Here is a 22,753-nt window from a genome sequence, read left to right as displayed (position 1 = left end):
CGTTTGGATTAACGTCGTGGCGCTTCGCCCACACCAGAGCAAGAAGGGTGAAACTGCTCACCCCTCTTGCATCTCCCCAGCAGCTCCGGCGAAATTTAAACAGCAAAATTTCCAACGGAGAATCATCCAGCTTTAAACTTCGTTTGTAGTTATAACGAGTTGGTGCCCAAAGTCTGTTTTATTATTTTGAAAAATCAAAGTCGTGGCGCTTCGCGGAAATATCACCTTATATTTTCTAATCTATTGCGCACTATATCTGACTTTAAAGTACTAGATAAATACACAGTTATAAATGTACGCAGATGATTCGCGAGCAAAGTGAGCCAAAATCGCGTACTTTATGCTCGATAAACTTCTAGTTTTTTGATAAGTTGTTGAATCTAAAGTTATTGATAAAAGGTTGTAGAGACCTCTACATCAAAGCGCTCACTTTTGCGGGCTTGATATTAATAAAACAGGTGTTAAATTTTCTTTTTATCTTTACTAAACAGTCGGTTGGCTTGGTACCCTTGCTACTAAGTTGAATTTTAACAGGAACATTATCGAGCAGCTATATAATAAGCTGTTATATTTTTGGGGGAGTGGCCTTTGACAATTATCGAATTAAATTCTTATTTTCAAAGTGCATTATTATTTAATGTTCCTAAGAATCTAGTTAGGCTGTCATATGAAATTTCTAAAAATAAATTAATTGTTTTAGCTATATTTGAGAATATACCTATGGATTATGAGCGAGATTGCATTAATTCTACAGTAGGAGAGGTTCTTGGTAATTATTCAGAAATAATTTCCAGCAAAGTAGAGTATCAAGTTAAAGGTGGTGCAAATAAAGAGATTGATCTTCAAAATCTAGTATTTGCTCAATATGATTCTGAAATGTATTAAAATATAACAAAATTAATTAAAACCGATGCAAACACTCCAGCTTTTTTGTGTTTCGCTTCGCTCAGTATTACACAAAAAAACTTCCGTGTTAGCACGGTTTATTAAAGCGTTATCGCATGTCCGATTACCATACTGTCCCTAATCCCAATAATCATTTTTCAGAGCTTAAGCTCTAACGCATTTTTGTCCAAAAATCAGTTAGCAATGCTCGTAATATCCTTCTTCTACCTCACCCACTACTCGCTTATGAGTGAGCTGTGAGTGCAATTTCAAAGCAGTGAAAGTGTGCCAACAAACTTGAAGCCTACCCTTTAAGCGGGTATCAATTGGGTCGTTTAGATAACTTAATATACATAAACAAAGATAAAAAGATGACCAAACCACCTGCCAGTTTTTGAATTTCTATCGCTTCACCAAGCACCAATACACTCAGCATGAGTGTCCATATCGGCTCTAGGATCATGATGAGTGCCGCTGTTTCCATGTTCACCGAGTATTGTCCTAGTGTTTGCAGCAAATAACGCATCGATGTGGCAAAGACTGTCGATATAACAAACCACGCCAGTAAGGTGCTGTTTAGCTCAAAAGCGGCGGGTTGTGTAAAGAGCACGTAAATACCGCCCACGAGGCCGACGGTAAAGAGCTGCAAACAAATAGAATCTAATGGTTTTATACGACTACTGATTTTTTTGTTTAATACAAAATGCACCGATAAAAGTGCTGATGCAAATAAAAAGTACCACTGAGATTCATCCACTTGCCAACCATTGGTCAAGGTCATCAACATCATCCCCACTACGCTGAGTGGCAGTGCGTACCAAAAGGCTTTGTTGGGCTTAATCTTAAACAATAGCCATGCTGTCATCGGTGCGATGATCATCGCTAGGCTCATGATAAATGCCCCTTCCGACAAACTTGCAGTCACAGATACCGCGTGTACCCATACCAGCAGAGCTAACCCCAAAAAGACGCCAACACAGCAAGCAAGTAAGATTTGCTTGGCTCTAAGTCGCCATAGGCTTTTATAACAAAATGGCAGCAGCACTAGACTTGCCAGCAAAAAACGACTCGCTATAAAACTTTCACCGGGCATTTCAGCGACCACAATTTTCGAGGCAATCCAGCCAAATGCTGCCAACAAGGTGGCGATAAATAAAAACAATGCTCCGCGCATAAAAAGACTCTTAATGGCTGGGGCGGTTGATCTTTCAAGGTTGTTTTGTCGCAAGTTTTGGATGCATCTTTGTGAATAAAAGGTGCCTAGATGACTAGATGACTAGGCGTCTAAGCATCAAGGCATCAACGCATCAATCCATCCATCTCAATTAAAACACTTTTAATTCGAACAAAACTTAACCAGCAAAGTTCAACAGGCCCTAGTGACGAATAATAAACTGAGGTTGTTATAAACGATAAAGACTCAGCTGACGAACAATGAATCAATAAACTGTGAAATCAACAATTATATCGAGTTTGTGTTAATTCATTTGTCAGTAATTGTGTGGCGTATTAAACATAAAAAAGCAACCTTGCATCTGCAAGGTTGCTATTTATTAGTCTATGTTAGCCTAAATACGGCTGGGTTAACTAACCAGTAATTTTCATGATGGGCTGTATTCAGGGTAATCTGTTAGGCCTTTTTCATCGCCGCCAAATAAGGTAGCTGGGTCGTGTGCCGCTAACGGATAGCCATGCTTAATTCTATTCGGTAAATCTGGGTTTGAGACAAACGGACGACCAAAGCCAATCATGTCAGCTAAGCCATCATCAATGGCGTCTCCGCCCTTTTCAGCATCATACTTACCCGCATAAATTAATACCCCTTTATAAGCTTCACGAACCGCGATTCTAAATTCGATTGGCGTTTCAGGCGCGTCATCCCAGTCAACTTCAGCAATGTGCAGATATACAATTTTGTGAGTCTCTAATAATGCTGCAGCTGCGGTGTAAGTCTCGACAGGTGTTGCATCAACGGTGCCATTAAGCGAGGTAAACGGCGCTAAACGCACGCCCACTTTATCAGCCCCGATAGCATCAACCATGGTTGCAACCACTTCGCTTAAAAAGCGCAGGCGGTTTTCAATCGAGCCACCATATTCATCAGTGCGGTTGTTGGCTTCTGAATCGATAAATTGATTAATCAAATAACCATTCGCAGCATGCAGTTCAATACCATCAAAACCTGCTTCAATCGCATTCAGCGCCGCTTGACGGTACTCTGCAATAACAGCTTCAATATCAGCTTTGGTCATTGCACGCGGCTCAACCACATCAACAAAGCCTGGTGCGTTTGTGCCATCATCAATAAATACTTTCACATTTTCAGCTTTCAGCGCTGACGATGAAATCGGTTGCTGACCACCAATATTTTCAGGATGCGTCACACGGCCTACATGCCATAACTGAGCGAATATCACTCCGCCTTTAGCATGAACTGCGTCAGTGGTTTTCTTCCAACCAGCAATTTGCTCGGCTGAGTAAATCCCCGGCGTCCACGCATAACCTTGGCCCATTGCTGAAATTTGCGTGCCTTCGGCGACGATCAAACCTGCTTGCGCACGTTGAGCATAGTACTGCGCCATCATGTCATTGGCGACATTGCCTGGCTGTGATGCACGTGAACGTGTCATTGGTGGCATGACGATACGATTATTTAGGGCATGTTCACCTAACTGTATCGTTTGAAATAGTGAGTCTTTCATGGGAATTCCTTAAAATCGAAAACGGCAAAAATAATCTGAAAGCAAATATGATGACGTTAATCTAATTGGATTAATTCAATCTGATATTTGTCAGGATCTGTAATAAAGGCGATATGAGTTTCGCCGCCTTTAACTGGGCCTGGCTCACGAGTGACATTTCCGCCCAATGTTTTAATCTTGTCGCAAGCGGCATAAATATCATCAACACCTAAGGCTAAATGACCAAAAGCATTACCCATATCATATTCATTGGTGTCCCAATTATGGGTTAACTCGATTGTGGTGCCACCTTGCTCATAACCGACAAACACTAAGGTGTAGCGATAGTCTTTATTCTCGTGACGCTCAAGTACCTTCATACCCAACACATTCGTGTAAAATTCGATAGAGGCATCAAGATCAGCGACGCGTAACATTGTGTGTAAAAATTTCATAATTTGCCTTACAAAGTTGGCCTCAAACAAAAGTCATTAAGCTTGTTGCTTGAGTGTGCCTCAATGGGAATAACATCATTTTACGCCTATCAAATATAAAAATATAATTAGCATTTATTCTTATAATCATAATTTTTTGTTATCGAATGAGACATTCAATAGCAGGAAGAATCACTTAAATTGTGCCTGCGATATCAATGGATCCCATGGGATCATTTCACTACACTGTAGCTAAGGTTTAGATCGGAGTGGTTTATGTTTTTAACGTTTGATGTGTTTGGCAAAACCATGGCGGTATTGCGTAAAAACGAAGAATGGCAATTATTTTTAGATTCAGGAACGGGATTGCGATCTAGGATTTATGATGTGGTTATCCCCGCCGATTTAGCAGAATCTGAACTGGATAAGTATTTAGCGGATATCTTTCATGAGAACGCCAAAGGTAATCAGCTAACTGTCAGCCGTATTAAATAATTCTTTATCTTGGTTTGCTACAACAGATTAATCATTAATCTATCTTGATTTCGCCAGTGCCCTCTTCATTGCTCAGATAACAAACTATGCCACAAACCCTTGCCAGTGCTAGGTTTCAGCCATTTAATTAGGATGGTCGGTCACCTGATTTTTTAATGCGCTAGCGTTGTTGGATTACTGTTCGCTATTGAGCTAATTACGTTTAATTATTTGTCAGCTCGACATTTATGTAGGGTTTTTAACCACTCGATAAATTGACTTATTTGAACTGGCCACTGAATATTACACGCAAAAAAAAGCGAACCATTGGGTTCGCTTTTTTACTTAAATACTCGCTCATATCGCCCAAGGGCAAGCTTGAATAAATCAGCTATGCATAGGCATGTAGATATGCCAATTGGACAGGGTTTCTAAGGGCTTTAGGTCTGATATTTTGCACTTCAGCAACCACTTTATCTACTGGCCAGCCTTGAGCTAATAAAATCAATCCAATGACCAAACCTGTTCGGCCAGTTCCGCCTTTACAGTGCACAGCAATTTTACCTTTATTGGCAATCAGCGCCAAAATTTGCGATCGATATGTTGCCCATGCAGCTTCAAAATCATCACTCGGTGCTGCATCATCAAGGATCGGAAGTTGCGCCCAAACGATATTATTATCGCTACACACAGTCGGTAATGATTCAGCGTTATTAACAGCCATTTCTTTATCGAACATCAGTGTCAGTAACATATCTGTGCCGGCTTGCTTTAATGTGGCAACAGAGTCAGTCAACGACGCCTCTTTGGTGCCAGGGCAAGGGGTAAAAATCAGCTGAGCACCGTTATCCAAAGTTAATGCATCAAACGGATGTGTCGACATTATCATCTCCTAATTTTAGCGAATTATTTTCAGTGATTGGCGACATTGATGTAAGATCGTTTGCCAAAATTCAAGGGTTGTATTAAGTAGATTATGTCACTTGATACATTCATTTGTACAAGTAATTTAAACTTTTTACGAAACGAGTCTTGAGTCCCAATAGGGTTTGATGATATTCCAAATAAGCTCCTGATGCTGCCGGATAGGCGCTTCTCCAAAACTTGCACTAGGTCCAAACTCAAATTGTGGGCTAGTGAATGATTTTTGCAGCTGCTCGCATATGTAAATATCTTCTCGCATAAAGTCTGCCGATCCTAAAGGATGGTTTTGATCGAAACTTGCGTATTTCGGTTTCACTTTTTTGTCCCAAAAAGCCGCTGAACTTAGACTTTGTTTAAGGTAGTCAAGTGTGCCACAGTCCTTCATTTTAGTTCGAACAATAACCCTGCTTTTGGATGGCGAAATGGGATTAATGTGAAAAACAGACCAAGAGGACTCCAACTCAGCTAAACCGATTCCAGGAAATAGCATCGGCACCCACACACCAATATTGTTCAGTCCAGATTGATAAACCAATGGTGAGGCAGCATTTTGTTGCAGGTTGCGTTGATAATCATCAGTCAGTGGCTCCCAGAATTTAAAATGTTGACCCACAAAACCAAACTGAGCTTTTTTATGGTTATACATATTAAGTGTGCCAGCATGAAGCTGAGCAAGGTGGTAATGGTCGATGTAGTTCTCAACAATCACCTTCCAGTTAGCATTTATGTCTTCAATAACCACACTGTCTTTAAATTCTACTAACGATTCAACCTCGTGGGGGCCTAATTGATTTTCTATTGGTCCAAACCAATCTTGTAAAGAAGTGGAATTGGGATCTGGGTGTACCCAAATCATGCCTCGCCAAATCCCAACATTTGCAGGTTTCAGGTTCAAACAATCTTTTTCAATACCAGCAAATTCACTTCTGAATTTTGGTAAGGACACAAGCTCACCCGATAACTGATATGTCCAGTCATGATAGGGGCAGGTTAACTTTTTCAAGCCACTTCCTTTACCTTCCAATAATTGGGTCCCTCGATGGCGACACATATTATGGTAAGCAAGCAGGTCTCCATGTTCATTTATAATAATAACGATGTTACTCAGTCCAGCTTGCACCGTTAGGTAATCACCGGGGATTTTTACGTCCTCAATTAATCCAGCAAATGCCCATGTATTTGAAAATATATGCTTCTGCTCTAACTCAAAAAAGTGAGAGTCAATGTAAGCTTCAATAGGTAAACCATTATTTGAATTCATTTTTCCCTGCCACTACACAAACGGCCAATAAGGATAAATAAAACAACTCGCTGCAACGGCAGTCCATATCAGCATGGTAAACCAATACATGGCTGGTTGAGTGTCTCTTTTATATGACTCCCAGATATACGCCTCCCCTCTAACGAGATCGAATAGCAACCAAAGAATTAACGCAAAGCCTAACCAATAAGACCAAGGTAAAGATAACCACATAACCACACTCCCCAATACGTTTATTTTCACTGTGACAATTTATAGCTTATATTGAACCAAAGTTAATTGTCAAGGTGACAATTAAAATCAAAATGCTATCATGTTAGCTTTGATGACTAGGGAGAATGGTATGGCAAGGCCGAGCATGGCGACTCAACGTCGAGAAGAAATTCTCGATGCCCTCGAAGCGTGTATATTGGATAAAGGTATTCAAGCAACGTCTTTAGAAAATATCGCCGAAACCGCAAATATGAAGCGTACTATTTTGAGGCACTATATTGGTAATAGAGATGATATTATCTGCGCATTAAGTGAACGTTGGACCTTGCGATACACGCAACAATGGCAAGAAATACTCAATTGGCTCCCCAAAACAAATAGAGCTCAAGCCCTTGTAGATAGCCTTTTTAGCACGAGAACTAAGGAAATGGTCAATAACACCGTCATAGGTGAAGCGATATTTTCAGAGGCTAAAAGGTTAGAGACAATTAAAGCGCATCAGCAACAAATCATGCATGAGTTTATACAGCATTTAATTACCGAGTTTACGGCTCAATACCCAGAAGTCAGCCAAGAAAAAATTGAATTAATTGCATATGGTATTTATTCAAACTATTTAATGAGCGAATCCTTGTTACCTCTTGGTATGTTTGAAGAAATGTACAAGTTAAAGCAATCATCTGTTCTGCTGTGTGAGCAACTTGTTTTAAAATAGTTAATTTTCATGTTGACAATAAATATCCAAAAACGTAAATTGCACTGACTATTTTTTGTATAGGTGTCATTTATGAATTTGTTCAACTCGATATTAACCTCGGTATTGATAGTGATACTAGTCTGGGGTGCTGCTCTATTTCAAAGCCCTGATGCCAATGCGCTCATACAAGCATCTCCACAGCCCAATAAATCGATAACGTCAAACACTATCGAGCCTACATCAGTTGATTCAAACTCAACCCCTGCAATCAAGGTTAATCAGCAAATTAACATCGCAGGGATTAGACAAAACATTGCCATAGCTGATATCCACCAGCTTTGGCAAACATTCAATGATCAAGCAGAGTTACATGCCTCATTAGTTGTGCAGCCCACTAAAGTGTTTGTCTTATATTCAGCAATGACAAATAGCTTTGAGCGAGCTGATGTCACCATTGGCTATGATGTAAAAGAACTAAAACCACATCCCAACACATATAGTATTGATACAAAAAATGGCGACATTATTTTGCCAGAACACGCTTATACCGCTGCGCAATTGGCAACAGCCTGGGAGAAAATTGACTATAGTAAAACGGTCAACTTTGTCCTTGAAACTCACTTTTTAGATAATTCCGGCAATGCAACATCGACGACGATGCTTGTTTCATATCAATAGGGAGCAATGATGGATTATTTATCACAACTGCTTACGCCTAATGATGTGTGGGGATTAGAGGTCTGGATTGATAATTGGTTTTTTGTCCTCGCCATTGGGTTATTTATTATTGAACTGCTTCGATATGGAATAAAGAAGCAGTTCACTAAAAACCTGTTAGGGGACAGCGTAGCCAATTTTGTCACGCTAGGACTATTTGGGTTAATTATTACGATTGTTGCTGCGAGTTATGCTGGCGTATTTCTTTTTTCTTATGAACACTTTAGCCTAGTACAACTTCCTATAACGGGATGGACAGTGCTGTGTTGTATTATACTTGCCGATCTTGCCTATTACTGGGAACATCGCTTTTTACACATGAATGGCTTTGGCTGGGCAACTCATACTGTGCATCATAGCTCTCCCCATTTTAATATTTCGGTGGCATACCGACACGGACCAATGGATTGGTTTTTTCCGTTGTTCTTCTACTTACCATTAGTCTTTTTAGGCTTTCACCCCTTTGTGATTTTTTTAGCAGAAATCATTGTGCAAGTTTTCCAAACACTACTGCACACTGAAACAGTGAAAAAACTTCCACGCCCGATAGAAGCCATATTTAATACGCCTTCTCATCATCGAGTGCATCATGCGACCAATAAACAATATCTCGATAAAAACTATGCGGGTATGTTCATTATTTGGGACAAAATGTTTGGTACTTTTGCGGAAGAAAAAGAACCAGTGAAATATGGTGTCTACCCAAGAATAAACACAGTAAACCCCATTAAGGTGTTCTTTTCTGGTTACGTCACGCTTATCAAGCGGCTATGGCATGCCCCTAGCTGGCGTTACCGCATTCACTTACTGATAAAGTCCCCAACGTGGGCTTGGCAGCAGGAACAAATAAATAAAAACTAGCCTGCTTAGACTGAGTGTCTTTAGTTAAGGGGTTTAGTGTCTTGGTTAAGGCGCAGTTAGCAATGGAATTATCCTCAAGCTTCCGCATTCGTTTCGTTTGATTGGCAAATGAAGACACAAAAAGCGAACCTCGTCGTTCGCTTTTTTTTGTTTTTGCATCGATATCAACCTCATTGACGCTGACCAGCTTCATATCGACTAATAAGCAACAGCTGAAACATAGCAACGAGAAAACTAGCGATTAATCTCGTTTGCCTTACAACTTGAGCTGTTCTCTAAATACATCACCAAACCGTTAACTGACTGTTTTTAGATATTAAAGACTTGCCAATGTAAATTATTGCAAAGAACAACAGGATATTGGCCAAATATTGATCTAGATTTATAAAACGCCAAAACAGCCGTATACAATAATTCCGCTTTGAAATATTTCTTACTGTGTTTACCCCACGCTAAAAGGTAATACACAAGTACGGCTTCAAAGTCAGCTTTAACATGTAGGCTCAGCCATCTGTTAACTAGCCGAGCCTATATAACCGTTTAATTTCTCTGTCTTTTTTAATGGTAACAACGATTTAAGTACGTTCAATCAAGAACTCACCTAATTTAGTGGGAGTTCTTGATTATGTTTATCACATCACTCAGCAAGGAAATAGCGTAATGGATAGCTCAAAGTCAGCCGGAAAATGCCCTGTCATGCATGGGGGCAACACCAATCAACAAAGCCAAGATCAGCTATGGTGGCCCAAGTCGCTTAACCTCGATATTTTGCATCAACACGATACTAAAACCGATCCTATGCCCAACAGTTTTAGTTATGCCGATGCGTTTAATGCATTAGATTTAGATGCAGTTAAGCAAGATTTAATTGAGCTAATGACCAGCTCACAATCCTGGTGGCCTGCCGACTGGGGACATTATGGTGGCTTGATGATCCGCATGGCATGGCACTCAGCTGGGACATACCGTATTGCCGATGGGCGCGGTGGTGCAAGCCGCGGTAACCAGCGCTTTGCTCCTTTAAACAGCTGGCCTGATAACGGCAATTTAGATAAAGCCCGCCGTCTACTTTGGCCAATTAAAAAGAAGTATGGCGACAGTCTATCTTGGGCAGATTTAATGATTCTTGCTGGTAACATGGCTTACGAGTCAATGGGCCTTAAGATGTACGGTTTTGCTGGCGGACGGGAAGATATCTGGAGTCCAGAGAAAGATATTTTCTGGGGCGCTGAAAAAGAATGGCTCGCCACCAGTGATAACGAAAATAGCCGTTATTCTGGCGAGCGAGATTTAGATAATCCATTAGCTGCGGTCATGATGGGGCTGATTTACGTTAACCCAGAAGGGGTCGACGGTAAGCCAGATCCAATTAAAACCGCCCATGATGTTCGCATCACCTTTGCGCGTATGGCCATGAATGATGAAGAAACCGTCGCTTTAGCGGCTGGCGGCCACACTGTGGGTAAATGTCACGGTAATGGCGATGCAGCGCAATTAGGCCCTGAGCCAGAAGCGGCTGAAATCGAAGATCAAGGTTTTGGTTGGCTCAATAAACAACACCGTGGGATCGGCAGTGACACTGTCACCAGTGGTATTGAAGGCGCTTGGACAACAAATCCTACCCAGTGGGATAACGGATACTTTCACCTGTTGTTAAACTACGATTGGTGGACAACCAAGAGCCCAGCTGGTGCATGGCAATGGGAACCGGTCAATATCAAACCTGAAGATATGCCAGTTGATGTTGAAGACCCAACTAAGCGCCATAACCCGATCATGACCGATGCCGACATGGCATTAAAATTTGATCCTGAATATCGAAAAATTGCCGAGCGCTTTTATAACGATCCCGACTACTTTGCCAAAGTGTTCACCCGAGCTTGGTTTAAACTTACTCACAGAGATCTTGGCCCTAAAGCTCGTTACTTAGGCAATGATGTGCCAAATGAAGATCTAATTTGGCAAGACCCAATCCCTAGTAATCCTCATACTCTCAGTGAAACTGAAATTAATGGGCTTAAAGCGGCTATTTTACAAAGCGAGTTAACGGCGGCTGAACTCATTACTACCGCATGGGATAGCGCCAGAACCTATCGTGGTTCTGATAGACGTGGTGGTGCAAATGGCGCTCGTATTCAACTTGCTCCGCAAAACCAATGGCAAGGCAATGAACCTGAACGGCTTAATAAAGTTCTCGCGGCATTAGCAGCGATTAAAGCACAAAAGAATTCATCCATTTCGATGGCTGATTTAATTGTGTTAGCCGGTAGCTGCGCTGTTGAACACGCAGCCGCTCAAACAGGCGTTAATGTGTCAGTGCCATTTAGCCAAGGTCGAGGTGATGCAACCGCTGAAATGACAGATGCTGAGTCATTCGATGTTCTTGAGCCCATTCATGATGGCTTTAGAAACTGGTTAAAGTCTGACTATGTTGTGACCGCTGAAGAGCTATTGTTAGAGCGCAGTCAACTCATGGGGCTTACAGCAGCAGAAATGACGGTCTTAATTGGTGGCATGCGAGTATTAGGCACCAACTATGGCGGTGAAACTCACGGCGTGTTCACTGATGATGTCGGTAAGTTAACTAACGACTTTTTCGTTAATCTCACTGACATGAACTACGCTTGGAAGCCTGTTGCTAACAACCTCTATCATATTGTTGAACGAGAAAGTGGGGTTCAGAAATGGACTGCGACACGTGTTGACTTAGTCTTTGGTTCTAATTCCATCTTACGTGCTTATTGTGAGCATTATGCGCAAGATGATAATAAAGCCAAGTTCGTGAATGACTTTGTTGCTGCATGGGTCAAAGTGATGAATGCCGATAGATTTGATTTATAATTTATTGGATTAAGTTACCCGCGCGAGCCCCCTTATGCTCGCGCGGATTCTATTCTTGTAAGGACAGTATTTTCGTAAAGATAGTATTCAGTAAAGCTAGTATTCTCGAAAGGATAGTATTCAGTAAAGCTAGTATTCTCGCGCAGATAGTATTAACCGTTATCCTGTTTAACCATAATCTAATACCGATCAATAGATCCCGCTTAACCGTTTAAACATTCACTAAAGTGCCAGTTTCATTAAGTTGATTCGTCACAATATAAACCCAATAGAAAGGGCTAATGCTCCTGCTGCAATACTAATGAGTGATGGGACTTTTAATTGCGGTAACTGCAGTGTAATCACTACCCCACTGATAATGCTAAATGCTAAACTTATCCCAAACAGGATAGAAAATACTTTGAAAAAAGACCCTGCAAACCCTTTATGAATAATTAATAATTGCATCAAAAAGTCATGCTCTTTGATGTGAATTTCTAAAGTATTCGGATCATCAGTCTTGGCTAAAATCACCTCTTGTCGATGCCCGTACCAATCGTGCACGCCTTCCCAATAATAATCTTCTGGCAGCGGTAAATGTGACTTCCCTTCTAAGAAGTTAACCACAAACTTTTTAGCACTTTGCTCGTTATCAGGCCAGCCTTCAGTTGTTGGCACAAAGTATTCGATATCTTTGCTGACTTCACCTTTAATATCAAAAAAATACAACATACCTGTGATGATATAAATCAGGGTGATGGGCAGAAAAAAACACGCTATATAACCGTGTAACTTCATCCACAACAATCGTGTTTTTGCTTTCATTCTTGTCACCTATCAAACTAAAAAACGGTTATGGCAAGCGCCATAACCGCGACAGTCATTAAAACAAAATTAAAATTGATAACTTAGCGACACTCTGATGTCACGACCAGCTTCATACAAACCGGCTACGCCTTCCCAGCCAGGAATATCGTTATAATCGCCGACACTTGAATGGTCACGATAGTGCTCATCAAATAAGTTTTGAACCGCAAGGTTTACTTTAAGTTGATCACTGTCTAGTGGTAGCCATTGCACATAAATATCATGAACGTCATAGCTTGGTTTATCGATAAACTGTGTTTGATCGATCCAGCCAATTTCAACACCTCGTTGCAACACTTCGATATTGTTCAGATCATCAACATACATGAAGTTCCAGCCTAGCTCCCAGCTATCAGATAATAGATAGCTGACATTTAATCCCCATGTATCACCACGGGCATTGGCTAAACCAATATGCTCATAGCCTTCTACGGTATTGCCATTAAGCACTGAATCATTGTTACTGTAACTAGCAACAACATTCAGGCCGTCATACCAATAGTTTGCCTTCAGCTCAAAACCTTGCATTTCAAGCTCGCCGACATTTTCATAAAATACACCACGGCCAATTTGATCTAATATCACATTATCAATATTACTTTGATAAACCGATGCAGTTACTTGCCAATGGTTGTCGCTGTAGGTTAAGCCTATTTCAGTATTGTCCACTTCTTCCGCTTTTAAATCAGGATCTATTGATACCCAATCTGGCGCTTGCTCTAAGGTAAAGGCATCGCCGACTTCTTTGCCGCGCATGGCTTCTGCATAACCAACAGTTAATAACCAATTATCATTAAACTGATAATTCAAACCAATATTTGGGCTAACACCGTCACTGTCGGTTTCATTTTGATAAGTGGTTTGCTCTAAGTCATATTGATCGTAACGTACACCCACACTCAACAATAAAGCATCGGTGATTTGCCAATGGTCTTGGATGTAAATACCCAGTACTTGGCCTTCTTCTTCGAATTGACCGACACTGGCATCCCATGCCCAATCTTGCCAGATAGCATCCTCTGCTAAGTATTCACTAGAGACTTCGTCTTGGCGCAGCTCAAATCCATAGGTCAAGGTATGGCTGCCAACTAGCGATACATTGCGAATATCAAAACCATAGGTCGTCATGTCTCCACCGTATTTCCCCCAGCGATCGTACCGGTCTTGCTCAACGCTAGCACTGGTATGGTATAAGCTGGTTTCAAGGTTCACATATCGGTTGAGGTTAAATTGATGGTTCAGCACAAAGGTGGTTCGATCACCTTCGATAGGAAATAAAGTGTCGCCCTCTAATGTCGGCCAGTTTGGACGTGCGCCAAAGTCACCTTGTTCATTACGCTGCTCAACACTGATGCTCAGTTGCTGATTTTCAGTTAACTCACCATTCAGTTTGAAAAAGCCTAATTGCTGCTCTGCTGCCGTGCCAAACAACTCGTTACCAGCACCGTCTTCCATGTTTTCTCGATCAACATAAACATAAGACCCCATCGCGCCCCAGTTATCCGTCAATCTGCCATATAAAGTCCCGCTGGCTTGATAACCATCATTGGTGAAATAACCCCCTTTAACTGTGCCTCCAAAGCGTTCATCAGCTGCAAGTAGATCATCAACATTTTTGGTTTTAAAGCGAATGGCACCACCTATCGCTCCAGCACCACTGGTCGCTTCACCAGCGCCCGCTTGCACATCGACTTCTTTTAATAACTCAGGGGAAATAGCCACACGGCCTATGTGATGAAATAGTGTTCCCGTTTGAGGAGCACCATCGACGGTAATATTGAGTAAGGTATCTTCAAGACCACGGATATAGATTTTTTGCGCAATCCCAACTGAGCCACCGACAGATACAGAAGGCACAAGCCTAAAAATATCTGCAAGATCATTTGCTTGAAACTTTTCTAGTTCTTGCGGTGTAATGACGGTGTTAGTGGTTTGTCCTACCACTGTCATTTTCTCTATCGAGGCTAAGCTTTGCTCCTCTTCAGATTCAACCGCAATGGCTTGGGAGCCAAATGTGGCTAGCGCAACGGCTACTACCAATGGTTTAAGCGTCATTGGTGCTCTAGTGTTTTTCATAATTCGCCTTTATCTACATCCAAAAGTTAATGCGAATTATTATCATTTACTAACATTTACGATAGTACTTTTACAATTGTTACATTTACACAATATCCACTTCATTATAACTGAGCCACAACTGAGCCGTTAGCTCCTACAATGCATGCATAAAGCGTTAGCACTTAAGCTTTACACTTTAGGTAAGACAACTGTCATACAAAGCCCACCATCGATACGATTATCTGCTGTGACTTGACCTCTGATTGCCAATAGCTGCCTTTTAGCCAAGGCTAAACCTAATCCGAATGAGCTACCATCACGCTCTCGTGATTTATCGACTCTGAAAAAAGGATTAAAAATGGTGTTCAATAGATGATGTGGAACCCCAGGCCCTTGATCTTCAATAGTGATTAGATATTGATATCCATCATCCTTAAGCTTCACCATCACACTTTTTCCATTGGGTGTATAACGCAGTGCATTACGAAGAATATTCTCGATTGCCTGACCTGCCGCGCGGTGACTTGAGTGCTCAATCAGTGCGCTTGCGGGGAGTTCACATTGAATGTCCACTTTCGGGAATTCAAACTTAGCATCATCAATGACCACATCAAGTAAGTCAGTTAACTCCAGTGATTCACTTTGAAGTTTGGGCTGCTCATTCTCAAGCCATGCAAGGGTTAAGGTGTCTTCTACTAGCTTACGAATATGTTTCGATTCTCGGCTAATGCGATCAAAATGCGCCGAAGGTGCTGAGGTTTCGGCCGATGCTAGCGCAATATCTAAGCGTGTTAATGGGGTGCGCAATTCATGGGATAAATCAGCAATAAGTTGCCGCTGGCTAATTAATTGCTCCCCGATGCGAATGGCCATTTGATCAAACGCGAGGGCTAAATCAGCAAACTCGTCATTTCGGTTTCCCATCAAGGTCGCAGCTCTAACATCATAATCACCTGCACTAAAATGACGAGTGGCTAATTGCATTTGTTGTAACGGCCGCATGATGTAGCGATAAAGAAAATACGACAATAAGGCTAATAAAATCGTTGGCACAATGATTTGCATTGTAGCCTCTGTATATTGCCAATAGGTACCGGGTCGCATTCTATTAGGGAGTTGGATCAGTAAACTCGTTTGACCTTGGCTAAATGGCAACTCCATTACTGGGTTTTGTTCAAAATATAAATGGATTTTCCAATCCACGCTGCGCCCTAAGTTATACCCTGTATAAAAACGCTCTTTTAACTTATCTCCGGCGATATGCTCGATGTCATAGCTGGCAATGGTAACCCAAGTATTTTCTTGAGTTTGTAGCTCATTTAACCAAGCGTTTAATTTATCTAAATCACCCGCTTGATAAAGCTGTTCAGCTTTTTCTCCCCACTGGGTTAGTTGCTGGCGATCTTGCAGCGCCAGTAAACTCATCCCTTCTTCTGTTCGAGTAGTGAGATGGTTAATTAAGTAAAATAGCGCAACAACGCCCGTGGCAATGACTAAGCAAAGCTTCCAAAATAATCTACGATTCATATGCAGCAGTATCCTTTTCCATGACAGGTGGTAATACGCTGGCCGGGGCCTTGAGCTTGATTAATTTTTTTTCGCACACGGCTTAAATGCATGTCTAAACTGCGGTCATAAGCGCTAATACTGCGATTTAGCACTTTTTGATACAGGTAAGCTTTACTGAGCACTTCACCTTGATTCAGCATCAATTCCCATAAGAGCTTAAATTGAATCGGGGTAAAATCGAGGATCAGGCCATCTACTGCAACCTGTTGCGATTTGGCATCAACTAATAAGTTTTCAAGGGTCATTTGCTGCAATAGCACAACCCTGTCTTCGGGTGAGCTGCGTCTTAATAACGCCTCTATGCGAAAGAGTAATTCTGTGGTGCTAAAAGGTTTAGCCACATAATCGTCAGCGCCTTGACTAAAGCCTTGAATTCGCTCTTGCTCAGCCCCCTTTGCCGTCACCATGATCACTGGAGTTTGAGAGGATTTTCGTAAAATATTAAGTAATGAAAAACCATCTCTTTTAGGGAGCATGACATCTAATAAAATAAGCTGATAATGATCTGACGATGCTTTAATTAATCCTGTTTCACCATCAAAACATTGCTCAACTTCATATCCTTTTTGGCAAAGAAGCTCTGCCAGTTGATTGTTTAATTCTTGGTCATCTTCAATGATAAGTATCGTCACGTTATATCCATAATCACTGGTTAAATAAAAGCCATTAATCACGTAGTGTATTTCATCAACGGCTCTCATCTCTATAATTGACAATGTAAATATTGGGGAAAGTAAAAAGGTTATTTAGGCAATATCAATTGCTGCAGAGGTTTTCTAAATGAAACTAAAATGAGTTTACTGGCGATCTAATTGTTAGGTAAGACACTTTTATTATGCAAAATATGTTACTGATGGCTGTAAAGCTTAATCGTCAATTTACTAAACCTAACTCTATTTTAAAGCTTTACCAATACACCCATTAAAAGTAACTTAACAGCAAATTAATCTTTATAATGAAGCATATAAACCTAGCAGTTAAAGGAGTAACGACATGAAATGCCCAAGAACGGCGTCTGAACTAACACCTATCAAAGTCGGCGGTATAACGGTCGAGTTTTCCAAAGCCTCTGGTGGTGTCTTTTTTGACAATTATGAGCTGATGCATTTTGACGAAGAACATGAAAAGCGCGGTTCGGTGCTGGTAGAGCATTTATCTCAATTTACCCCATCTGCAATAGATTATAGCCAAAGAATTAATTGCCCGAAATGTCCCGATATCGTCATGCGCCGATATTTTTACAGTCCGAAAAATCAAGTAGAAGTGGATGAATGTCCTGGCTGTGGGGGGATGTGGTTTGACTATAATGAACTCGCAAAAATTAGGGAGCTCTTCCCTAATCAACAGGATCGAGACAAAGCTGGCAAAGATTTTGTACTTGCTATGCTAGAGACTAATATTCAGAAAAGCCATGATATGAAAATACAACAAAAAGACGCATTAGCTCAAAAATTACAACGATTATTTATGAGCGTTTTTTAAAAAATATTCGTGATATCGACGAATTTCTATAAACTTAAAAAGCGAACCATGAGGTTCGCTTTTTAATGTAAGTCAGTGACAAAATCAAATCATAATCAACCACTTAATTTAGCCAGCACTGTTAGTGACTCACATTGATATGATATCAGTTTTATGGTTTTTCAATTAACTCATAAGGCGTGCCGAGCGGATTGTTGTATAACGCTTTAAGCACTGCTTTGGCTCCATCCCCCCAAGCTGCGCCATGACCATAATCTTCAAAATGATCGGCAAGGCCGATCAAGTGGCCCAACTCATGATCAATAATGCTATTACTGACATTATTCAGGTTATTGCACGTGCCCGATACTACGCCTAAATTGACCCACACAAAGCCTTCATTACTCAAATAACCCTCTGAGTCTATGACTTGTGATGGAATGTAGTTTGTTTTAGGTGCATAGCTCACCGAACCTTTAGAGTCGCCACAGTTTTTGTAAACCACATTGGAGCCAACAGACATAATAATGCCACCTGCAACATGTGGATTCTCTTTAATCAGTTGTTTATAAGAGGTAGCAACACCATCTGCACTCAACTTACTGTCATTCGTCATATAGCTGCCGTTATATAAATCATCTCGGCTAACAGCGAATTCATCCTCTACATGAATATCGACATACAGTATTTCACGTTGAAAAATCCGCTGACCAATTGTGCTTTCAATACGTTTTGCAGAATCAATCAATCGGCTTTCCCAGTCACTGCTGTAAGAATAGGCTTTATTAATAATCAATGGGATCAAATCTTGTTCAGGGTTTGTGGCTTCATTGAAGGTTTTAAAACGCACGGTTTTATTATCTAAATCAAGCGCCTGATAGTTTTCTACCCAATCCTCATCGTACCCTACTCGGCCATCAAATGATGTCTCTGCACACACTTGCACAGCAAGGCTTCCATTGAAGCAATAGCCTAAACGAGGACTAATACTTGGCAAGTCGTAGTCCATATACGCACGACCTTCAAAGGCGGTGTTTTGATCGTATAAAGCGCCATTTGATGCGGTTAGACTTTTTTGAATGTAGTTATTATTGATCTCAACATCATCACAACCCAGTAAAAACACTACTGAAGCAGCTAACATCGTCACTTTTATCTTTGTCATTATCATGTCACTCTGAAAGAAATATTTTGAGTTTATTGTTATTTCTCATCATGTTAATCAACCTGAATGACAAACAAGCCTAAAACCGCTAAAAACATTCTTATTCAACAGCTTAGTTACAAAAACAAAGAGAAAATATCAACATAACCATCAAATAACACCCACCAGCAAACCTTACTCAAACAATTGTATATTTGTGCAATCACTATGGTTGAACAACAAGGTTACAACTTCAAAGTACACACGAACATTACCGCAACCCGATGTAAATCATCATAAATAGTACTTTGGGAATAAGTAGTGCTTTAACGATAAAGAGTGCTTTTGTTAGTGCAAGGGAATGAACTGAAATCAAATGAAATGAATGCTGAAAATGAATGAAGCAATAACTTGCTAAAATAACAATAAAAATGCCCATTAGTGAGTCACTAACGGGCATTAAATTCATTTCAATAAACGCGATTTAGCATTATTAAGCAGCGTTGAGCTTATAACTTAGCAGCCAATTTACGCGCTTGATGCAGTTTCTTATAGCTTTCAATCAAGCGTAAATGAGGCTCAATGCCTTCAAGGTTGATGCTGGTTTCAGTTAGGCCATAGAATCTCACTTCACCTGTTACGCTACCAACCACATTTTGCATCACTTCTTCGCCGAACATACGGGTAAAGTTATGGATAAAGTGCTCAAGTTCCAGCTCTTCATCTAACTCAACTTCTAATACAGCATTAACAGCTTGATAGAATAAGCCACGCTCAACCGTATTATCGTTAAATTGCAGGAAGTCTTCGACTAACTCAAGGGCTTCTTCAAGAGCACCTAGTGCAAGGTAAATTAAGATTTTTAACTCAATAATCGTTAACTGTCCCCAGACGGTATTTTCGTCAAACACAATACCAATCATGGTGCGAATGTCAGTGTAGTTATCTTGCTGACTTTCATCTAAACGGTTAACCAAATCCACCAGCTCTTCATCAGATAAACGATGCAGATTTAAAATATCTTCACGATAATCTAAGGCTTTATTGGTGTTATCCCAAATCAGGTCTTCCACAGGGTAAACTTCAGAAAAATCAGGGACCAACATACGACAAGCTGATGCACCTAACTGGTTAAACTCAGCGGTATACACCTCTTTACCTAAGGCTTCTAAGATGCCGAATAAGCCGTTTGCCTCTTCTTCAGATGTACCTGAGAAGTCCCATTCACAGAATTCATATTCTGAATTGCTGCTAAAGAATCGCCATGAAACCACACCCGTTGAATCAATAAAGTGCTCAACAAAGTTCTCTGGTTCACTCACTGCCATGCTGTTAAATGTCGGCTTTGGCACGTCATTTAAGCCTTCAAAGCTGCGGCCTTGCAGTAACTCAGTAAGGCTTCGCTCTAATGCCACTTCAAAGCTTGGGTGTGCGCCAAATGAGGCAAATACGCCGCCTGTTTTAGGGTTCATTAAGGTCACGCACATCACTGGGAATTCACCGCCAAGTGAGGCGTCTTTTACCACAACTGGGAAACCTTGTTCTTCTAACCCTTTAATACCCGCAAGAATGCTTGGATACTTTTCTAATACGGCCATTGGCACGTCAGGAAGGACAATTTCTTGCTCAATGATTTGGCGTTTAATGGCTCTTTCAAAGATTTCAGACAAGCACTGCACTTGGGCTTCCTGCAGGTTGTTACCCGCGCTCATGCCGTTACTTAAAAATAAATTTTCAATCAGATTTGATGGGAAATAGACCGTTTCACCATCGCTGTGACGTGTGTAAGGAATCGTGCAAATACCGCGCTCAATATTGCCTGAGTTAGTATCAATCAAATGCGAGCCATTTAGCTCTTCATCTGGGTTATAAATTTCAAGGGTGTACTCATCTAAAATGCCTTGTGGTAAAGCATCGTCTTCTTCAAGTTCAAACCACTTTTCATTGGGGTAGTGAACAAACTCGCTGTTGGCGATCTCATTACCAAAAAACTGATCGTTATAGAAGAAGTTATTGTTTAAACGTTCAATGAACTCGCCTAACGCTGAGCATAATGCACTTTCTTTGGTTGCACCTTTACCATTGGTAAAACACATTGGCGATGCTGCATCACGAATATGTAATGACCACACGTTAGGGACGATGTTGCGCCACGATGAGATTTCAATTTTCATCCCAAGATCAGCCAGCATCCCGGTCATATTTTTAATGGTTTCTTCAAGCGGTAAGTCTTTACCTAAAATGTAGGTAGACTCATCACCATCAGGTTGTCCCATTAGCATGGCGTTCGCATCACTATCGAGGTTTTCAACCGTTTCTATTTTAAATTCAGGGCCTGTTTGCACGACCTTTTTTACCGTACAACGGTCAATGGAACGTAATATGCCAGTACGATCTTTCTCTGAGATATCATCAGGCAGTTCAACTTGAATTTGAAAAATCTGGTTGTAACGATCTTCAGGGTCAACAATGTTGTTTTGCGATAGGCGAATATTATCGGTCGGAATATCGCGGGCTTTACAATAAACCTTGATGAAGTAAGCCGCACATAACGCAGATGATGCAAGGAAGTAATCAAACGGACTTGGCGCTGAACCATCACCTTTATAGCGAATAGGCTGATCGGCCGTAACCGTAAAATCGTCAAACTTGGCTTCGAGCCTTAAGTTATCGAGAAAGTTAACTTTGATTTCCATTGAATACACCCACAACTTGCTTAGCTAATATGTTTAAATCAGCGCTAACGATCGCGCCTATCTATCGAATTGGGTGAATTATCGGTGTTTTTGCTCCATTAGTCTTGGATTAATTAAAATAAAACTCGATTGTGGCTGATTATCCGCTATTTTCCGCCAACAGCTACAATCAAATATCCAATGCTTGTACTGGCCTATCGACTTTAGCATAGCTCAAGCGTGATAATCTGGTCGTCGTATGATAACTATCAAGCCCCGACACAGCAGCGGTATTTATCGACTCGATATCAATATAACCATCATCTTTCACCGCGATGTTATCCACTAATACATGGCTGACTTCGCCAATCACCAATATCGTATTGTTGATAGTTAATGGCGTAATCTCCCGCACTGACAGCGAAAACTTTAGCTGGCTTTGTTGAACAAATGGCGCAGCAACACCATCGATATAGGTTTCTGTAAGCCCTACTGCATCAAACTCTGAAATAGCATCATCGTACCTAGCCGAAGTTTGGTGTGCCTGCTGATAAATATCTGCCGATACGTGGTTGATGGTGTAAACCCCAGTGCGTTTGATATTGGCTAAGGTATTTCTGGGAACAGCTTTATTATCAGCATCGTTGATGTTCGCTTTTTTGAGGGTGTTTTTTGCTGGAGGCAGCACAGCGGTTGGGCGAATGATCATACCGACTAACGCAGGCGATGCGCCAATGTGAAACACCGAGCTTATCATCGCCAAATTAGTGATGCCTTGTTCGTCAATTGTTGCCACTAAATTGGCACTTTTAAACCCTGATAAGCTATTGATAAACCTCGCTCGTTGACGATCTGCAAAGCCATTAATGTCTGTTGAACTGAAATGCTTAATTGCCATAATATGGTGACGTTTCCTGTGAGTTGTAAAATAAAACAAAGCGAGACTTAGCCCTGATTTAAAGTAAAAGTTCTCGGTGCCAATGTGTCGAGACTGAGATTGAGACTGAGACTG

The 22,753-nt window shown here is 41.0% G+C and carries 20 protein-coding genes; 7 read left to right on the top strand and 13 right to left on the bottom strand.

Features of this window, described 5'->3' with window-relative positions:
* Positions 1-588: 588 nt before the first annotated feature.
* On the top strand, positions 589-885 hold the full coding sequence (locus AB4128_RS18305) for a hypothetical protein (protein WP_372038562.1): 297 nt from the start codon (positions 589-591) through the stop codon (positions 883-885).
* A 322-nt stretch (positions 886-1,207) separates the two neighbouring features.
* Here AB4128_RS18305 and AB4128_RS18300 read toward each other — a convergent pair whose 3' ends face one another.
* The 3 genes from AB4128_RS18300 to gloA form a co-directional block, all read right to left on the bottom strand.
* Positions 1,208-2,059 (bottom strand): DMT family transporter, encoded by an 852-nt coding sequence (locus AB4128_RS18300; protein WP_372038561.1) that lies wholly within the window; start codon positions 2,057-2,059, stop codon positions 1,208-1,210.
* 427 nt (positions 2,060-2,486) lie between these two features.
* Positions 2,487-3,587, bottom strand: a complete 1,101-nt coding sequence (locus AB4128_RS18295) for an alkene reductase (protein ID WP_065109930.1) — start codon at positions 3,585-3,587, stop codon at positions 2,487-2,489.
* 56 nt (positions 3,588-3,643) lie between these two features.
* Complete coding sequence (gene gloA, locus AB4128_RS18290) at positions 3,644-4,021, bottom strand: lactoylglutathione lyase (protein WP_285164498.1); 378 nt, start codon at positions 4,019-4,021, stop codon at positions 3,644-3,646.
* Between the two features lie 255 nt (positions 4,022-4,276).
* On the opposite strand from gloA, the gene AB4128_RS18285 reads away from it, so the two are divergent.
* Positions 4,277-4,495: a hypothetical protein gene (locus tag AB4128_RS18285; RefSeq protein ID WP_372038560.1), complete on the top strand. Its 219-nt coding sequence runs from the start codon at positions 4,277-4,279 to the stop codon at positions 4,493-4,495.
* 370 nt (positions 4,496-4,865) lie between these two features.
* Here the strand turns inward: AB4128_RS18285 and AB4128_RS18280 are convergent, their stop codons facing one another.
* The 3 genes from AB4128_RS18280 to AB4128_RS18270 form a co-directional block, all read right to left on the bottom strand.
* The gene (locus tag AB4128_RS18280; RefSeq protein ID WP_372038559.1) at positions 4,866-5,357 is read right to left on the bottom strand and encodes a tyrosine-protein phosphatase; all 492 of its coding nucleotides are present in this window, start codon (positions 5,355-5,357) and stop codon (positions 4,866-4,868) included.
* Positions 5,358-5,492: 135 nt separating this feature from the next.
* Positions 5,493-6,659 (bottom strand): aromatic ring-hydroxylating dioxygenase subunit alpha, encoded by a 1,167-nt coding sequence (locus tag AB4128_RS18275; RefSeq protein ID WP_372038558.1) that lies wholly within the window; start codon positions 6,657-6,659, stop codon positions 5,493-5,495.
* A gap of 12 nt (positions 6,660-6,671) precedes the next feature.
* Positions 6,672-6,872, bottom strand: a complete 201-nt coding sequence (locus AB4128_RS18270) for a hypothetical protein (RefSeq protein WP_065109925.1) — start codon at positions 6,870-6,872, stop codon at positions 6,672-6,674.
* A 130-nt stretch (positions 6,873-7,002) separates the two neighbouring features.
* Between AB4128_RS18270 and AB4128_RS18265 the strand changes: the two genes are divergently transcribed.
* The 4 genes from AB4128_RS18265 to katG all read left to right on the top strand — a co-directional run bounded on the left by AB4128_RS18265 (position 7,003) and on the right by katG (position 11,988).
* Positions 7,003-7,587, top strand: coding sequence for a TetR/AcrR family transcriptional regulator (locus AB4128_RS18265; RefSeq protein WP_372038557.1), 585 nt, complete (start codon positions 7,003-7,005; stop codon positions 7,585-7,587).
* Between the two features lie 72 nt (positions 7,588-7,659).
* Positions 7,660-8,247, top strand: coding sequence for a hypothetical protein (locus AB4128_RS18260; protein WP_372038555.1), 588 nt, complete (start codon positions 7,660-7,662; stop codon positions 8,245-8,247).
* A 9-nt stretch (positions 8,248-8,256) separates the two neighbouring features.
* Positions 8,257-9,147, top strand: coding sequence for a sterol desaturase family protein (locus AB4128_RS18255; RefSeq protein WP_372038554.1), 891 nt, complete (start codon positions 8,257-8,259; stop codon positions 9,145-9,147).
* Positions 9,148-9,807: 660 nt separating this feature from the next.
* Positions 9,808-11,988 carry a catalase/peroxidase HPI gene (gene katG / locus AB4128_RS18250; RefSeq protein WP_372038553.1) on the top strand — a complete coding sequence of 727 codons (2,181 nt, stop codon included), beginning with the start codon at positions 9,808-9,810 and terminating at the stop codon, positions 11,986-11,988.
* 252 nt (positions 11,989-12,240) lie between these two features.
* Here the strand turns inward: katG and AB4128_RS18245 are convergent, their stop codons facing one another.
* The 4 genes from AB4128_RS18245 to AB4128_RS18230 all read right to left on the bottom strand — a co-directional run bounded on the left by AB4128_RS18245 (position 12,241) and on the right by AB4128_RS18230 (position 17,093).
* On the bottom strand, positions 12,241-12,792 hold the full coding sequence (locus tag AB4128_RS18245; protein WP_372038552.1) for a PepSY domain-containing protein: 552 nt from the start codon (positions 12,790-12,792) through the stop codon (positions 12,241-12,243).
* 69 nt (positions 12,793-12,861) lie between these two features.
* Complete coding sequence (locus AB4128_RS18240; RefSeq protein WP_372038551.1) at positions 12,862-14,910, bottom strand: TonB-dependent receptor; 2,049 nt, start codon at positions 14,908-14,910, stop codon at positions 12,862-12,864.
* 171 nt (positions 14,911-15,081) lie between these two features.
* Positions 15,082-16,419: a sensor histidine kinase gene (locus tag AB4128_RS18235; RefSeq protein WP_192022170.1), complete on the bottom strand. Its 1,338-nt coding sequence runs from the start codon at positions 16,417-16,419 to the stop codon at positions 15,082-15,084.
* Positions 16,416-17,093 carry a response regulator transcription factor gene (locus AB4128_RS18230; RefSeq protein ID WP_080915005.1) on the bottom strand — a complete coding sequence of 226 codons (678 nt, stop codon included), beginning with the start codon at positions 17,091-17,093 and terminating at the stop codon, positions 16,416-16,418. The genes AB4128_RS18235 and AB4128_RS18230 overlap by 4 nt, the downstream gene beginning before the upstream one ends.
* A 361-nt stretch (positions 17,094-17,454) precedes the next feature.
* Here AB4128_RS18230 and AB4128_RS18225 point away from each other — a divergent pair, with 361 nt between their 5' ends.
* Positions 17,455-17,943, top strand: a complete 489-nt coding sequence (locus AB4128_RS18225) for a zf-TFIIB domain-containing protein (RefSeq protein WP_192022169.1) — start codon at positions 17,455-17,457, stop codon at positions 17,941-17,943.
* Between the two features lie 151 nt (positions 17,944-18,094).
* Here AB4128_RS18225 and AB4128_RS18220 read toward each other — a convergent pair whose 3' ends face one another.
* The 3 genes from AB4128_RS18220 to AB4128_RS18210 all read right to left on the bottom strand — a co-directional run bounded on the left by AB4128_RS18220 (position 18,095) and on the right by AB4128_RS18210 (position 22,639).
* Complete coding sequence (locus AB4128_RS18220; RefSeq protein ID WP_372038550.1) at positions 18,095-19,087, bottom strand: hypothetical protein; 993 nt, start codon at positions 19,085-19,087, stop codon at positions 18,095-18,097.
* A 488-nt stretch (positions 19,088-19,575) separates the two neighbouring features.
* Positions 19,576-21,762, bottom strand: coding sequence for an OsmC domain/YcaO domain-containing protein (locus AB4128_RS18215; RefSeq protein WP_055024842.1), 2,187 nt, complete (start codon positions 21,760-21,762; stop codon positions 19,576-19,578).
* 169 nt (positions 21,763-21,931) lie between these two features.
* Entirely contained in the window at positions 21,932-22,639 is a 708-nt protein-coding gene (locus tag AB4128_RS18210; RefSeq protein WP_372038549.1) for a flavin reductase family protein, read from the bottom strand.
* Between the last annotated feature and the right edge of the window lie 114 nt (positions 22,640-22,753).

Source organism: Shewanella sp. 10N.286.52.A9, assembly GCF_041468985.1.
In the GTDB taxonomy this organism is placed as follows: domain Bacteria; phylum Pseudomonadota; class Gammaproteobacteria; order Enterobacterales; family Shewanellaceae; genus Shewanella; species Shewanella japonica.
This window is presented reverse-complemented; position numbering and strand designations above follow the sequence as displayed.